This window comes from Euryarchaeota archaeon (assembly GCA_016207515.1).
Classification (GTDB): domain Archaea; phylum Thermoplasmatota; class SW-10-69-26; order JACQPN01; family JACQPN01; genus JACQPN01.
Genome location: JACQPN010000006.1, coordinates 1 through 14,997 on the forward strand (window position 1 = coordinate 1; position 14,997 = coordinate 14,997).

A 14,997-nucleotide genomic window follows, 5' to 3' on the forward strand; every position below is an offset into this window, starting at 1 on the left:
AGTCGCGCCAACACGTTGGGATCATCGAACACGGGCTTCACCAGGACCACCGGTCGGGGGTCAGGGTCGACGGGTTTTAGCCCGTTTGCCCGGGTCGTTTTTGGAGTTACAAAAGGGGCCGGTTTAGGAAGTTACAGCACAACTTAAGGCTGTCCATAATCCCTCAAATACCCGTGCCAAGACGCTACAATCTGGTCAGTATGAAGTGGGGACGTTCTGCGGTCTTTGCCAGCATAGCGATAATCGGGGGGGTCTACGCGATCGCCATCGCGCCCGCCTTTGTCGGTTTCCCGGAAGAGCTAGACGCGGTCATCGGCACGACTCAATTCGAGAACGTGCCGGGAGGCGACTCCATCTCGTCGGGTGCTCTTGGCATGACCTTCTCGCATTCTATCATCGGATTCGGCGCGCTCGTCCCCGGGGAATCCTCGGCCGCGGTCGAACTTGAAGTCACGAACTCGGGGGCGCTCCCGTTCACGCTCTCCGTCTCCGCGACGGACATGACCGACGCGGCGAGCGGTGCCTCCATCCCGGCGTCCAAGATAAGTTACGCAACGAGCGCTTCCGGCCCGGGACAAAGCCTCGCCGAGGAACAGAAGATCCCGGGTCTTTCGCTCTTGCCGGGCGAGTCCGCTTCGATATTCATCCGGCTCAAAGCCCCATACGGCGGCTCCCAGTGGCTTCCCGCGGGCGATTACCAGGGTTCCATCACGATCACGGCAAAGGGGGTCTGAAGATGAACGAAGACGACAAGCGGAACGTCCGGTTCTTGGTCGTCCTCTTCATGCCCCTGCTCTTCGCCTCGACCGCGTGGGCGGATCAAGTCCACAGCCAAGCGAGTGTGAAGAACAAGGGGCCTCACGTCGTCGGCATCGACTTCGCAGATGCCGATGATGACGAGGGCACCCCTGGAATACAGATAAGCCCAGTGCCGGGTGGGAGTCGCACGTTCTCCCTCATGGCGCATGCGCAAGACGACAACGGGTGGCAGGACATCTCAGGCATGAGCCTGAAGTTCAAGCGCCCCGACGGGTCGCAGGTGGGAGGCGACGTCTCCGGCGCCGACCGCGGCCACCAAGGGCGCTCCCGCGACTTCGCGGCCTCGTTCACGCTCCAACACTACGACCCACCGGGAACTTACGAACTCGAAGCGGAGGTCTCGGACGGAGCTGGCGACAAGGAGAGCCTCATCGTCGTCGTCACCGTCCAGCAGCTACTCGCTTTCAGCCTCGATGCAAGCTCCATCAGTTTCACGGCCGGTAGCCTCGACCCGGGTTCCTCGACCCACTCGGGACCCTCGACCGTCGGCATCATAAACAAGGGCAACGTGAAGATTGACTTGCAGGTCTCGGCCACGGACATGGCCGCCCAAGGGTTTGACGCCTCCATCCCGGCCGGTAGGATCAAGTACAGTAATGCAGCCGACATGGCGGGCGAGGTAGGGCTCGCAAGCGCACCATCGACCGACGCGTCGTTCGACCTTCTGCCAGGTTCGGGCGCCGTGCGCTCCGCGTACTTCGACATACACGTGCCGACCGGCGACGAGCAGTTCGTCCCGGCCGCCACCTACACTGGCTCGATCAGCATCGGAGCGGTGGTGAGCCAATGAAGTCCGCCACGATCATGACCCAACTCGCTTTGGCGCTCGTGACCATGCTCGCCGCGACCTCGTTGGCGGCGGCGCAGACCAACAACGCAACGAACAGCACGGGCAATGGCAGCGGTTTCGGCGTGACGCCCGTGGAGTTGGAGTTCACCGACCCCGCGCTTCTACGTGGCCAGGCCTACGAGGGCCAGTTCCGGTTGAACAACCAGTTCGACGAGACGCTCACGATCACGACTGAACCACAGGGTGTGATGGCCTCGTGGATCTCCGTGAATCCGGCCAATCCGTTCACGATTTCACCCGGCACGGCGAGGATCCTGAAAGTCACGCTCACCGTCCCGGCGGACGCGGCGAACGGCGACTATGCTGGCGCCGTGCGCATCCACGCCCAAAGCGGCGGCTCCCCGGCCGGTTCCGGCGCGAGCGTCAACATGGAACTCGTCCCCGCGATCACGGCCAAGGTCGGCGGCGTCGAGACCTTGAGGTTCTCCCTTGAAGCCGCGAAGATAGCGGATGCCGAGGCGGACAAGCCGTTGAGCGTCATCGTGGACGTGATCAACACGGGAAACGTCCGCGCGGCGCCCAGTTTCGACGTGCAAGTCTACGATGAGAACGGTGATTCCGTCCTCGTCGAGACCATCCAAGGTTCGAGTGTGCCGGCTAGCGGGCACGCGACGCAAGCGCCCCGCACCGTCAAAGGCCTCCCCGTGGGCGAGTACGAAGCCACGGTCGCGCTCTCCGAAAACGGCGACCTCGCTCCCTTCCGTGGGCTCCTCTTCAAAGTGGTCCCGGCGGGCACGCTGTCGCTTTCAGAGGGCAAACAAGGCTCCTTCGTGTCGCTCGATGCGGACAGGGCCGTGAAGCCGAACGGACTCGCGAAACTCTCCGCCGCGTTCAAGAACACGGGTGCCAAGGACATCATCAACGCCAAGCTCAACGCGGAGATCTCGCTCGATGGCGAACGCATCGCGGTCATCACGTCCGACCCCGTGTTCGTCCCTGCGGGCGAAGAGATGGAGATCCCGATGTACTGGACCGCGGGCGAAGCCGGGACCTACAAGGTCACCGGTTGGGTCACGTTCGACGGATTGAAGAGTGTTTCCAAGGACGTGGAGATCCTCGTAAGCTCCACCGCGTCAGGCTCGACGGACGGCTCGGGCTCGAAGTCGAACACCATGACCGGCGGTTCGAACGATTCGACGGGTTCGAAGGCCAGCGATGATTCAGGAAAGAGCAGTGATCAAGGCGCTCGCACGCCGGGCCTCGGCTTGCTCGAGGCGTTGAGCGTCGCGGCTGTCGCCGGGATCGCATTCGGCCGCAGATCCAGGAAGTAGGCGCCGCCTTCAAATCGCCCGAGGTCCTTCGGGTGCATTTGCCGCAGGACGCCCACGTGCAGGAATTGGACGCCATTAGCGACAGTGGCCGGCGAGCAAACCACGCCGGTCTAGTTTCTCTTCTACTTCCGCAGGTCTAGTTTCTCCTCTGCTTCTTCTTTGCATGCATCATTGCGGATCCCGCGACGAGCGCGATTGGAAGGGCCTGGGTCGGCGCATCCGCTTCGTTCGAGGACTCTGATGCGGCGACGGCATCGACCACCGGGGTGGCAGGCGGTTCCACCTCCACGTCCAAGTTGTCGCGTTCCGTCGCGGATCTAAGGCCTGTCGCCGTCCCATCAAGGGCGATAAGGATCGTGCCCGGCTCAACGGCCGGTGCCGTTATCGGCGCGCTCGGCGTCGAACTCATGCCAAAGGGAAGTGGCAATGGGTTCGGGGGGACCGGGTCAGAAGGTCTCTTGATCATGATGCTTGCGGTATCGATCGCGTTCCATGTGTCCTTCGCCGTGATGCGCAGGGTTTGCGGCGCATCCGCGTAGGGGACCCGCGTCCCATAGGATTGAGTTCGTCCTGAGAAATCGAAGTCGTTGGAACCGGCGGCAAGGGCCACCGCCTCCTCGTTCGGAAGAAGTGCTACCGTGAACCGCGTTCCGTCGTCCGTCGTGGCCTCGACTGCGGAGATGTCGCGACGCCCGTTCGTGTCCGAGACTTGGAAAACGACCGTCGCGCCGCCGTCACGCGCAGAATCGACGACCCGCTTCGCTCCGATGCGGGGGCCGGAGTTGGCGACGCTTAACGATACCGACACCGAGTGCCCGGCCCCGATGATCGCGCTCCCGGGCTCATCGCTCGCCGTCGTCGATGAGGATGGCGCCGGTTCTACGCCCGTCTTTTCAGGCTCGATGGTCTCTTTCCCGCCAGTCAACGTCGGCGTGTCTGTGGCGTCCGCGTGTGACGTGCTGCCGGGGGAGCTAGTCTCCGTGAGGCCCGCAAGTGTCGTCGACGACGCTACGGCATCCGTGCCCGTCGAAGCGGGCGACGACGGACCGGTGGCGGCTGGTTGCGTTGCGGATGTGGTAGGTTCCTTGTTCGTGGCGCTCGACGCGTCGATCACGGTCGCGGACGGCGGCGCGTCGTCGCTTTGCTCCATGGTCGTCGGTCCGTGTCGTGTGCCATCGCTCGTCGTACCGGTCTCTTCGGCGCTGTCTGATCGGGTGACATCGGTTGACGGATCGGCAACCTTCTCAGCGGGCGAGTCCTCCAACGGACCGTCTAGAGAGACCCCAGCGGTGTCGGCGTTTTCTGTGGCTTCGCTCGTGGATGTCCCGTCGCGTCCAGCGTTCGCTCCGGTTCCATCCGTCGCTTGCGCATCGGTGCCCTCCCCGATGTCGGCCGGACGCTGGTCGTTGAAAACCTGGGGCGCCGGAGCCTCGATGGGTCGTTCGCCCATGAAGGACATCCTCGCGATGGCGGTCGCGGCGCTCGCCGTGCCGTCTACCATCGAATGCACCGTGGCCATCGCTTGGCCCACTATGGCCACCTCGCCGCTCCCGGGCATTGCCATGGCGGCGCCCACGAGGGCGGCGCCCATGAGCACGCCCACTACCACCGACAGCCTCATTCGCAGTGCAGGCCGCGCAGGGGCTCATAAAGAATCTCGGAATTTTCTATTCGAGAACGCTCCAAGACCAGAAAACCATGTCACGGTGTATCATGGTAAGAAGTCTGATTTCGCGGCGCGCACGGACCATCGGTGGGGAGTACCACGTCGTTCCGGTGCCGCCGCGCCGCTATGGGTCCGCTACTTCGCGATCCAGTGCGGAGCGCCCGCCAAGGTCGTCCGCTTGAGCTTCCCCGCTTTCTCGAACGATTCGAGCTCCTTTTCCATCTTCTCCTGCGGCACGCCGAAGACGCGCGACAACTCGATGAGCGGCGCCGCGCCGTGGTGTCTCACGTAACCGATGACATCCGTCGGTGTCGCCTTCTTGAGTTTGCCGCCGGAAAGCCAGTCGATCGCGCCTTCCACTTGCTCCGGGTCGAATGCGTGGTCGATGGTCACGACCGTGCCGTGGCCGTCGGTGATCGCGATGTTGTAGAACCCGATGTGGACGTCGAACGCCTCCCCCTGCTTCTCGAACGCCGCCTGGCAGGCCTCCTCATCCGCGTACGCCTTCTCGAACTTGGAAACGTCAAGGCCGGCCGCCTTCGCAGCTTCCGTGAAATACGCATCGTCTCGCGGCCAATCGCCCTCTACGACCGTGCGGCGAAGGATTTCGCGCACGAATCGAGCGCCCTTCGAGTCGCCTTGCTTGTACGCGGCCATGGCGGCCATCGTCGCGGGAAAGACGGTCTCCGGCATGACGAGGCCATCATAGTCCGTCGGGATCGGGACGCCCATGATGTCGATCGCCTCCTTCGCCCACTCCGTCATGTCCTTCATCGAGTTGAGCTCGTAGTGCTTCTTGTACTCCGCCAGGTCGTTGTAGACGGCGAGCGTCATCGTCTTCACGTCGATCTGATTGCCATAGACAAGCTTCAGACGGTTCATCAGGGCCTCGTAGCCCCATGACCACCAGCAGGTGGGCGCGGTCGCGTGATAGACCTGGATCCGGTGTTCGTGGTCGTGATGCGTCATGAGAAACCCCACGTCGCGAGCGGGCCGACGCTATATCTGGTTTGGCTGAGGCCCAGGGAACCAGGCCCAGGCCTCCGGCACCCGACAAGGAAACACCCGAGGGTCGAAAGTCACGAAGCGGTCGGCGGACGAAACGCAGGCGATTCCCTGCGTCGGAAGGCCCCACTCTTGCACCGGTTCAAATGGGCGACGCGTCAAATACATAGTCGACAAGGAGCAACCCTGCGGTGGAAAGATAGCTGCCGTCGGGTCGTCGCTCCCCGACCGGTGGCGAAGACAACACCTCGGATCAGCGCAAGCCCCAATCGCCAAACCAGAAGCCAAGCAACGCTTGGCCCGCCACCGGCCCTCCCTCTTACAGGCGGAGGCAAGAAGGCACGGGAGGCCGGCCGTGAAGCGAACGAGCTTCCGGCAGACTGGGTGGAGGGGGACAAACCCCCTCCCCTTATTCCACGTAAGGTCGAATCGCGGTCCACACAAGTGGATGACTCTCGGTCCGCACCGTCACGTTCCCCGCATCACTTCTTTAGCCGTCTCTTCGGTAGGCACGAAATGTTCTCGGCGATGTATTCTCTCCAAGGTTTCCAGTAGTGCTCGTGCCAACCCGCATCAAGTGCTTCATACTGGTCGTCCGGGACGTTCGCGTGCACGAGATCCAAGACGGCGCCGTTCATGTCCTTCGAGAACGATAGCACCAACAAGGAATCGGCGTCATCCTCTCGCCAGTCGGAGCCGCGCCATGACTGCACGATGAGCCGCTTGGCGACGACTGCCAGGTTAACGCCTTCGATGAAGCCGTCCCAAGCCGTGAACGGGGCGCCAAGCTTCATCGAGATCATCGCTCCACCGCCCGTCGCCGCGGAGTGTCTTTTCGGATCGAGGTAAGTGTCGAACAAGTCGTCGGGCGTCGTCGCGAACTTCACGCTCTGGATGATGGTCCTCGCCATAGGGTCGGCCTTCCAAGGAGGGACACGCGGCTCCCCGCTTAATCATGCCCTTTCGCCGTTCGAGCCGACCGGGTGAAACGGGATAATCTTCTCCCGCCATCGAACAGCTGTCTGCCACGAGGGACGCGTCAGACCCACGGCCAAGACGCGTCTCGTGGCGGCACTCTCACAAGCGAGATCCGCCACCTCTCCCGTGGACACCGATCCCACGTGGTGAGATGGGACGAACCCCCGGATCGTGGGACGGGTCCGCCCTGTCCCAGCACCGAGGGCGCGTCAGTGACGGCGATGGAGGATCTCCACCCCACTTCGCCGGCGCACGAGTCTCGCTTTGAGGTCGTAGCCGTAGGCGACCCCGGCCGCGAGCCCCGCAAGATGCGCGAGGTGGGCGATCTTGGTCCCGTCGCCTAGCCCGAAGATGTCGAGGACCGCGAAAATCGCCGTCATCGCGTAAAGCGGCATCGGGAATATGATGAAGATGACGGTTAGGTTCGGGTAGAGGATGGTCACGGCACCGAGCACGCCCATCAAAGCGCCGCTGGCGCCGAGCACGGTTCCCGGGAACAGGAGAGACTGCGCGACGCCGGCCACGAGGCCGCACACGATGAAGAACCCGAGGAACCGCGCCGGCCCTATCTCCCGCTCCAGGTAGGGGCCGAAGAAGTAGAGGAAGAGCGAGTTGAAGAGGAGATGGAAGGGGTTGTACGGGTCGTGGGAGACGATCGACGTGAGAAGGGTCCACGGGGCGCTTTGGACCGTCCCGACGTTGAGGCCGAAAAGTGCCAGGACCACGCGCGGGTCCCCCGAGTAAAAGAGGACCGCCCACTCGGCCAGGTACACGACCACGAGTGTCAAAAGCAGTTTCTTGTTCATCGAACCGCGCGTGAAGGTCCGTACGCGCGACGCGACCGACGGCCCGCGCGCGACGGGTGAGCGCCACTCGGGTTGGAAGAACTGTCCCGAAGACCTCGCGCTCTCCCGATATTGCGAGAGGGCCGCGCATTGGTGGCTCTCCGGCAATCGGTGGTTGACGCAGAACGCGCGGTTGCAGAACCTGCATTCGAAGGGCAGATACTCCTCACGGCCGCACAGATGGCAGCTTCCCGAGACCATCGAGGCGGCGAACGCGCCATGCTATAAAATAGGTTGTTCGCGCTGCACCGTCCATGGTACAGGGGCCTTTCTCCGGCGCGGAAGCGAGGGGCGGTAGGGAAGCCAGAAAACCCAACCCGCGGTCGCGACCGATCCTACCGTTTACTCCTATGCCGATCGGCTCGGCCTTGAGCGCCGACCCGGCGGTCGCGACGATGATGGCGGCGGGCCGTCTCATCGCTGCCGCGCGTCTTCCGGCGAACACGGTCGTCGACCTCTCGTCACGCTACGGTCCTCGAGTCACCGCCACGGCCGCTGGGTCTCCCTGCGGAAAACTTGAGCCCGATCACTTCGTCGAGATCGTCGACTACGATCCCAGGCTCAACAATCTCACGTTCATCGGACCCGCCCCTGCCGGAGATTTCGCGCCCCTCCACTGGCTGATCCATCGCGCGAAAAGGGAAGTGAACGCCGTCATCTCGGTGAGAGACGACGTCGTTGACGAGGCGCGAAGGAAAGGCGCGGATTTCACGGCGACGACGGGCCCGCCGGCGCGCGACTTTCTGGAACTCGCCATGCAAGTTCTCGCCGGGTTGAGGGCGTCGAACTACGTCGTCACCGAAGGGCACGGTATCGTCTGCGCAGGAAAGACGCACGACGAGGTCGCGAAGACGGTGGTGGGGCACCGGGACATGGCGCAACGGTTCCTTGCCGGACGGACGAGTTGAAGGGTTTTCTCTTTCGCGTCCGCGCTCCATCATAGTGAACCCTCCGGTTGCACTTCACGGCCGTTGGAGAACACTTGTTCAACAAACCATATCGGGGACCTCCGGTAAGCCGCGTTACGGGCTTTTCGTGGCTAAGCCTTCTCCAGATGGGGAGAACCAAGGTTCAACAAAGCCTATATATTGAGCACGGCAAGTCTGGTCATCCCTTCTTAAAGGGAAATAGGAGTCGAGTCCGATGAAAAAAGCCCGCGCCAAAACCTTCGCGATCCTCGCTGTCTGCTTCATGGCACTCTCGGTCGTTCCGGCCGGAGCGCTTCCTACGCCAGGCCTGTCGGGCTCAGCCTCGCAGACCGTACTCGGGCGCGTCTTCCCGGAAGCCATGCAGACGAACGATTACATCTCGTACGACGAGGCGAGACAAGGCCTGGACATGCTCGCCGCGGCTCATAGCGACCTCATGAAGGTCATCGAGGTCGGTCCCTCCGTCGGTTGGGTCAACGCGGCGACCGGACAAAAGGAGCCGAGCCAGGTCATAATGGTGGAGATGACGAACACCAAGTCGGCGATCGCCCGCGAGGACAAGATCGTCGTCCTCTACATGCTCTCGATCCACGGCAACGAGAAGGGCGGCCGCGAGGGGGGACTCCGGGTCATCGAAGACCTCGTGACGACGCAGGGGATCGTCGTCGCGAAGCCCGAACTCAAGAAGTACCTCGATTACATGATACTCCTCTTCCTTTTCCCGAACCCAGACGGTTGGACGCACGAGGAGGCCGAGTACCGGGCGAACTGCCCCGGTTACTTCCCCGTGCCGGCTCCGACCCCTGACGGGTGCATCGAGAGCCAGAACTTCGTCCGCGTCAACGGCAACGGCGTGGATCTCAACAGGCAAGGGCCGACCGTCGGATGGTCGCGCGGCCAAGGCTCGCACGCGTCCATGTCGCAGCCCGAGTCGCAGGCCTACTTCAATTACATCAAGGCGAACTACGACAAGATCGACTACGCCACGGACATCCACGGGATGTTGCAGCCGGCAGACGGCGACCAGAACGTGGTGAACCAGAACGCGCAACCGCCGGATCCGATGGACGGGGCGCCGAACCCCGATGACTTCGTCCACACGGGCCCCGTGATGGAGAACGACGTGAGGTCGCGTGGCCATTTCGTCCTCACGATGCTTCCCGCCGGCCGGTTCACGCCGAGCGAGATGGTCGATATCACGTCGCTTGCGGAGCTCGTGAAGGAGCGCCTCAACGCCGACCCCGCCTTCACCGAGTGGAGCACGCTGCCGCAGTCCGGGGTCGCCTGGGGAGGCGAGTTCAACGAGTGGGGTACCGTCTGGGACACGATCGGTTACACGGACAGCGGTTTCTCGTCCGACTTCTTCGCGCAGGACCAGGGCCTCAACGCGCCGGGTGTCGACTTCGAGCTCGCGTACAACCACGTCACGTTCGACAACTACTACCCAGGCCTCGCTGCGCGCATCAACGCGTACCACGTCGAGGCCGTCCGCATAATCGTCTCCGCCTTCATGGACCAGGCGGCAAAGCAGATCAAGAACTCGATCGAGACCAACGGCAAGAGGACGGCCTATCTTGACAACCCGAAGGTCGTGACCAACGCCGACGATGGCAAGCCATTGGAGGGCTGGGCGAAGGAGAACCCGTTCGACGACACGTGGGACCTCGACCACATCGTCTTCCAAGCGACGCCGAACGACTACTTCGCGGACCTCAAGCCGTTCGTCGCCGACGGCGACAGGCCCGGTGTGCTGATGCCGATCGTCGCACGGGAACTCGCGACGCCGGCGCTTTCGAACTACGACAACCTGATAGTCGCCGGAAGCGCCGCGGAGACGATCAGCGGGAACGCCCAGGCGATCACCGCGCTCAAGGACTGGGTGTCGGCCGGCGGGAACCTCGTCGTCACCGATTCGGCGTTGACGCTTCTTGGCGAGATGGGGATCGTGCCTTCGGCCTCCATCCACCAGAGCTTCTACTACGCCGGCTGCAGTAACCTGGTGCGCGAACACGCCTTGAACGTGGGAGTGCGGGGTCTTGCAAGGATGCTCTACGAGCCCGTGCCGCTCGGTTACACCATCTCCAGTAACTCCGCCCCGGGTTATTACTTCGACCTGGATGCGATGAAGGGTGCGGGAGCGGACATCGCCGGCTACGGCGGCGCGGGCCAAGGTTGCGTCGAGCGCGTGAACCAGACGAACCTCGGCATCGTGAAGCTGGGAAGCGGCAAGGTCACGTTCATCGGCGCGATGCTGCCGGACCCGTCGGAGGAGTTCTACCACCCGTACGGGCTCGACTCGTACGCGACTACCTATTCCGCGAACCAGATCCTCAGAAACGCCTTGGGTTGGGAGCAGGTATACGCGCAGCCGCCGAAGGTCCTCGACGACCTTGGAAAGGAGGTCACGGCAGACCTCGGCGCAGGGCTCGACGCGCAGACGACGGCTCCCTCCAGGACACCAGGCTTCGAGACGATGGCGCTCGTCCTGGCAGGGGCATTCGTTGCCCTCGCCGGACGCCGGAAGCGAAGCGCCTAGGCGCCTCTCGTCGCCCGTGTGGGCGCGGAACGCGTCGTTTCATCGCGGTGGGCGCTAGAAAGAGCCGTGCTCAAGGCGGATTGCGTGAACCGTGCCCCCTGATATTGGGACTTTGACGCCTCTTCGACGGTGGACGCCTCATTCGCCGAGGGAGACCCACGCCTGTACCGACGACGGATCGGTCTCCAAGGCGGGAAGCTGCCCGTCAGCGCCTGTCACAAGCTTGAAGTTAGGCGAAAACGCGTGGCCAAGGACGTTGACGAGCGACAGGACGGGGATCGGCCACCCCGGCTGCGACCCTACGTCGCCGGGAAGGTCTTCTGGTTTTCCGGCCGTGATGAGTGCCCGGTGCTTGCCGAAACGTTCGACCGACACCGGGATGACGAGCGGCACGACCTTCGCAAGCAGCACATCGAGTACGTCCGAGTGGGTCCACGGGCGTTCGCCCTCCTCGATCCCGTAGACGGTGGCGATCGGGGCGCGTAGCGCGGTGAGTGTGTCTTCGAGGGCATCATCCGGCAGGCCCCACCACGTGCCGGCGGCGTAGGAAGCCCTTCGTTTGAAGGTGTCAAGAGCTAGAAGGAGGAGACATGATAGCGTGTCCCGGATCGCCCCACGGGCCAACTCGACTTCCAGCGCTTCGACGCGTTCGGGGGCCTGGGCGCGAGGCTCCGGGCCTGTGGGCGGTCTCGGGCCGGGCTGTTCGTCGTCAAGTTCCCCGGCCGAACTCACGTCCGCGAAAGAATGGACCTCGCCCTCGATGACGGCGCCCGCCTCGACTAGTACGGGGCCTCGTGACGAGACATCGCCCTTGACGCGCGCGCCGCCCGAAACGACGACGCCGCGCAATCCCACGACGTCCCCGGAGCACACGGCACCTTCCCCGATTACGAGGACGCCCGAAGCCGAGATGCCTGCCGGCACTCGCGTACCCGGAGGGATCTGGAGGTCGCCGGCGAACCTAGTCAGTCTTCGCTGCATGGGAGGAGTCTCCTTCTATGCACGATTCTTCGTCACTTCTCTATTTGGACTTGTCGAGGGGGGAGTCGCAACGGCGCAGCGTCGGGGCTCCTTCTCCTTGGAAGGCAGCCTAAATAGTTGTCGCATGTCGGTTAAGTACGGGGGGCAAGGAAGGACTCTCCCATGGGCGGCCAAGATCCGGGCGCTCCAGCCGACGCGCCAGCTACGAGCCCGCAGATGGGGAAGGTGTTCTCCGCGGAGAAGCGCATCGCGGGCGTGCGGCTTGCGGTGATCGCGACCGGCACCATCCTCTACCCCATGGTTCTCGACAAGACGGGCACTATCCCCTGGCTTGCGTATTCGCTGCTTGGCCTTGCCTGGGTGTATGGGACGTACGTCTACGTCGCGGAGCCGTATCGAAGCAACCCCGTGCTCCTATCCTCATACGTGTCGGTCGTCACGGACGCCTTCTTCACAATGCTCTGGCTCTACGCGACGGGCGGCTTCGAATCCCCGTTCTACATCGCCCTGTACCTTGCGGTCGTGGCGGTGGCTTTCCGGTTCGGGCCCAAGGAGACGATGTTCGCCGCGACCGCGTATGCGGCGGGCTACGTGGCTCTTCTCTGGCTCACCGGCGAGTTGGTAGCTCACGAAGGCGAGACGTTGACGCGGGTCACGTACATTTTTCTCGCAGGCCTCGTGGGCGGCGTCATCGCAAAGGAGATGCTCGTAGAGACGGGCGAAAAGCAGGAGGCGCGCCTCCTCGCCCAGGATCTTGACCGCCAGGTCAGGGAACGGAAGGAGGCCGAAAAGGAACTTCGTCGACAGAAAGACCAGTACGAGACGCTGCTCCAAGCGCAAAGCGACGCCGGCGAAGCGGTCGCCGTGGTCGACATCTTGACCCAGCGCGTCATCTACGCCAACGACGCGATCCTCCGCGTGCTCGGCTACACCAGGGACGAACTCCAAGGCACGCCCTTCACCGCGTTTGCGGCACCCGAAAGCATGGACATAGTGGTCTCTCTGGTAAAGGCGGCGATTGGGGGAAAACGCCTTGGTGAACGTTACGAGGTGGTCGTGCTGAGAAAGGACGGGAGACGAGTGACCGTGGAGGTGACGGCGAAACGCCTCGAAGGCCAACCGGGCCTGAAGTTCATGATCGTTGGGCGCGACGTAACGGAAAGGAAGGCGCATGAGGTCGCCCTCGAACAGAGCGAACGCCGGTTCATGGCGCTTTCGAACGCGGCCCTGGTCGGCGTCGTCATCCACGAGAACGGAAAGATCGTGGAGTGCAACGCGGAGTTCGCGAGGATGTACGGCTATTCGCGCGACGAGCTCTTGGGCAAAAACGGCCTCGACCTCATCGCCCCGGCCTCCGTCGAGGAGGTGAAACGGGGTCTAATGGACCTCCGTGGCGACACCTACCTAGTCACCGCCCTGCGAAAGGACGGTTCCACGTTCCTCATGGAAGGAGCCGCGCGCGATCTGACGTTCGAAGGACGACCCGCGAGTGTCGCGACGGTCCGCGACGTGACGGCGAGCAAACGGGCAGAGACCGAGATAAAGGAGACCGCATCGCTCTATTCGGCGACGCTCGAATCAACGGGCGACGCGATCGTCGTCATCGGCCGAGGGGGAAAGATCAGAAGCTACAACCAGCGCTTCATTGAGATGTGGAAGATCCCCGAAAGCATGATGCGATCCGGCGACGACGCCAAGGCGATCGCGTCCGTTCTGGGCCAGCTTTCCGATCCCGAAGCCTTCGTCAAGAAAGTGGATGCCCTGTACGCCGACCCCGACGCCGAGAGCTTCGATGAAATCCGATTCCGCGACGGGCGCATCGTCGAGCGCTATTCGCGCCCTCAAAGGGTATCGGGAAAGAGCGTGGGCCGCGTCTGGAGCTTCAGGGACGTGACAGAACGCAGGCAGGCGGAGGAAGCGCTCAGGAACAGCGAGGAAAAATACCGGCGGGTCGTGGACAGCATCCAAGACGGCTACTACGAGGTGGACCGTCATGGCACGATCATTCTTTTCAACGATTCCCTCGCCCGCCTCACGGGACTCGGAGCCGACGAGCTTTTCCACGCGAACTACGCGGATTTCATGGACAAGGCGGAGGCGTTCCGGGTCTTTCAGGCCTTCAACAGCGTCTGGCAGACGGGGGGCCCGATGGACAGCTTCCCTTTCACCCTGCGCCACAAACGCGGCGAGGAGACCCCCGTCGAGTGCTCGGTCTCACTCGTGGTCGACGACCACGGGCATAAGGCAGGCTTCCGGGGCATCCTTCGTAACGTCGCCGAGAGGCGGCGCGCCGACGAACTTGCCGAGCAGGCGAAGGAGCTTGAACGCCTCAAGGACATGAACGAGTTCAAGGCGCGTTTCCTCAACACGGCGGCCCACGAACTGAACACGCCGCTCACCCCGATAAAACTCCAGTTGCACCTGCTTCGCACCGAGGCGAAGGGCACGCTCGCCCCCGGACAGGCCCGCGCCGTCGTCCTCCTGGAGCGCAACATCGACCGGCTAGGTCGGCTCGTCGGCGACCTCCTCGAGGCCTCGAGGCTCCAAGCGGGAAAGCTCGGCATCGAACACAAGCCAGTGGACGTGAACGTTGTGGCCCGGGAGGCGATTGAATCATTCAACGAGCCCGCGCGAAGGGCAGGCGTGGAACTCGTGCTGCACGAAGGCCCCAAGGCGATCGTCCTCGGCGACGACAAACGCCTGACCCAGGTCCTCTACAATCTCTTGAGCAATGCCGTGAAGTTCACGGAGGAAGGCGGCCGCATCGACATCGACACGGGCACCCACCGGGGCGCGGCGGTCGTTCGCGTGAGCGACACCGGCGTCGGCATCCCAAGACCCGACATGAAAAGGCTTTTCCAACCCTTCAGCCAAGTCCCCGATCCCGGAGGAAAGCCGCGCCCGGGCACGGGACTTGGCCTCTACGTCAGCAAAGGGATAGTTGAACTCCACGCCGGCCGCATCTGGTGCGAAAGCGCCGGAAGGGGACAAGGGGCAAGTTTTGCCTTCGAGATACCGCTCGCGAGCGAATCGAACCACACGCCTCCGTCGGCCGAGGGCACTACGACGGGCCAGGCATAGGAAAGAGGACGCGCGCCCCCCACGCCGCCACTTGAC

11 protein-coding genes are annotated in these 14,997 nt (G+C 63.3%); 6 read left to right on the forward strand and 5 right to left on the reverse strand.

Translation table 11 applies throughout. The annotated features are described in order from the left end of the window. Positions 1-200 precede the first annotated feature (200 nt). The 3 genes from HY556_02880 to HY556_02890 are packed head-to-tail and all read left to right on the forward strand — an operon-like array spanning position 201 to position 2,940. A complete protein-coding gene (locus tag HY556_02880; protein ID MBI4392727.1) occupies positions 201-734 on the forward strand; it encodes a hypothetical protein in 534 nt (177 codons plus the stop codon). 2 nt (positions 735-736) lie between these two features. Beyond that, a complete protein-coding gene (locus HY556_02885; GenBank protein ID MBI4392728.1) occupies positions 737-1,609 on the forward strand; it encodes a hypothetical protein in 873 nt (290 codons plus the stop codon). Continuing rightward, entirely contained in the window at positions 1,606-2,940 is a 1,335-nt protein-coding gene (locus HY556_02890) for a hypothetical protein (protein ID MBI4392729.1), read from the forward strand. The genes HY556_02885 and HY556_02890 overlap by 4 nt, the downstream gene beginning before the upstream one ends. 136 nt (positions 2,941-3,076) lie before the next feature. Here the strand turns inward: HY556_02890 and HY556_02895 are convergent, their stop codons facing one another. The 4 genes from HY556_02895 to HY556_02910 all read right to left on the reverse strand — a co-directional run bounded on the left by HY556_02895 (position 3,077) and on the right by HY556_02910 (position 7,635). Continuing rightward, positions 3,077-4,561 (reverse strand): hypothetical protein, encoded by a 1,485-nt coding sequence (locus HY556_02895; protein MBI4392730.1) that lies wholly within the window; start codon positions 4,559-4,561, stop codon positions 3,077-3,079. A 180-nt stretch (positions 4,562-4,741) separates the two neighbouring features. After that, on the reverse strand, positions 4,742-5,575 hold the full coding sequence (locus HY556_02900) for a DsbA family protein (GenBank protein MBI4392731.1): 834 nt from the start codon (positions 5,573-5,575) through the stop codon (positions 4,742-4,744). A 518-nt stretch (positions 5,576-6,093) separates the two neighbouring features. Further along, on the reverse strand, positions 6,094-6,522 hold the full coding sequence (locus tag HY556_02905) for an SRPBCC domain-containing protein (protein MBI4392732.1): 429 nt from the start codon (positions 6,520-6,522) through the stop codon (positions 6,094-6,096). 276 nt (positions 6,523-6,798) lie between these two features. Then, positions 6,799-7,635 (reverse strand): rhomboid family intramembrane serine protease, encoded by an 837-nt coding sequence (locus HY556_02910; GenBank protein ID MBI4392733.1) that lies wholly within the window; start codon positions 7,633-7,635, stop codon positions 6,799-6,801. A 149-nt stretch (positions 7,636-7,784) separates the two neighbouring features. Here HY556_02910 and HY556_02915 point away from each other — a divergent pair, with 149 nt between their 5' ends. Both HY556_02915 and HY556_02920 read left to right on the forward strand, forming a co-directional pair. Continuing rightward, entirely contained in the window at positions 7,785-8,342 is a 558-nt protein-coding gene (locus HY556_02915) for a hypothetical protein (protein ID MBI4392734.1), read from the forward strand. A 235-nt stretch (positions 8,343-8,577) separates the two neighbouring features. Next, positions 8,578-10,899 carry a hypothetical protein gene (locus HY556_02920; protein ID MBI4392735.1) on the forward strand — a complete coding sequence of 774 codons (2,322 nt, stop codon included), beginning with the start codon at positions 8,578-8,580 and terminating at the stop codon, positions 10,897-10,899. Between the two features lie 138 nt (positions 10,900-11,037). Here the strand turns inward: HY556_02920 and HY556_02925 are convergent, their stop codons facing one another. Next, positions 11,038-11,880, reverse strand: a complete 843-nt coding sequence (locus HY556_02925) for a polymer-forming cytoskeletal protein (GenBank protein ID MBI4392736.1) — start codon at positions 11,878-11,880, stop codon at positions 11,038-11,040. A gap of 162 nt (positions 11,881-12,042) precedes the next feature. Between HY556_02925 and HY556_02930 the strand changes: the two genes are divergently transcribed. Continuing rightward, a complete protein-coding gene (locus HY556_02930) occupies positions 12,043-14,961 on the forward strand; it encodes a PAS domain-containing sensor histidine kinase (protein ID MBI4392737.1) in 2,919 nt (972 codons plus the stop codon). Positions 14,962-14,997: the final 36 nt, after the last annotated feature.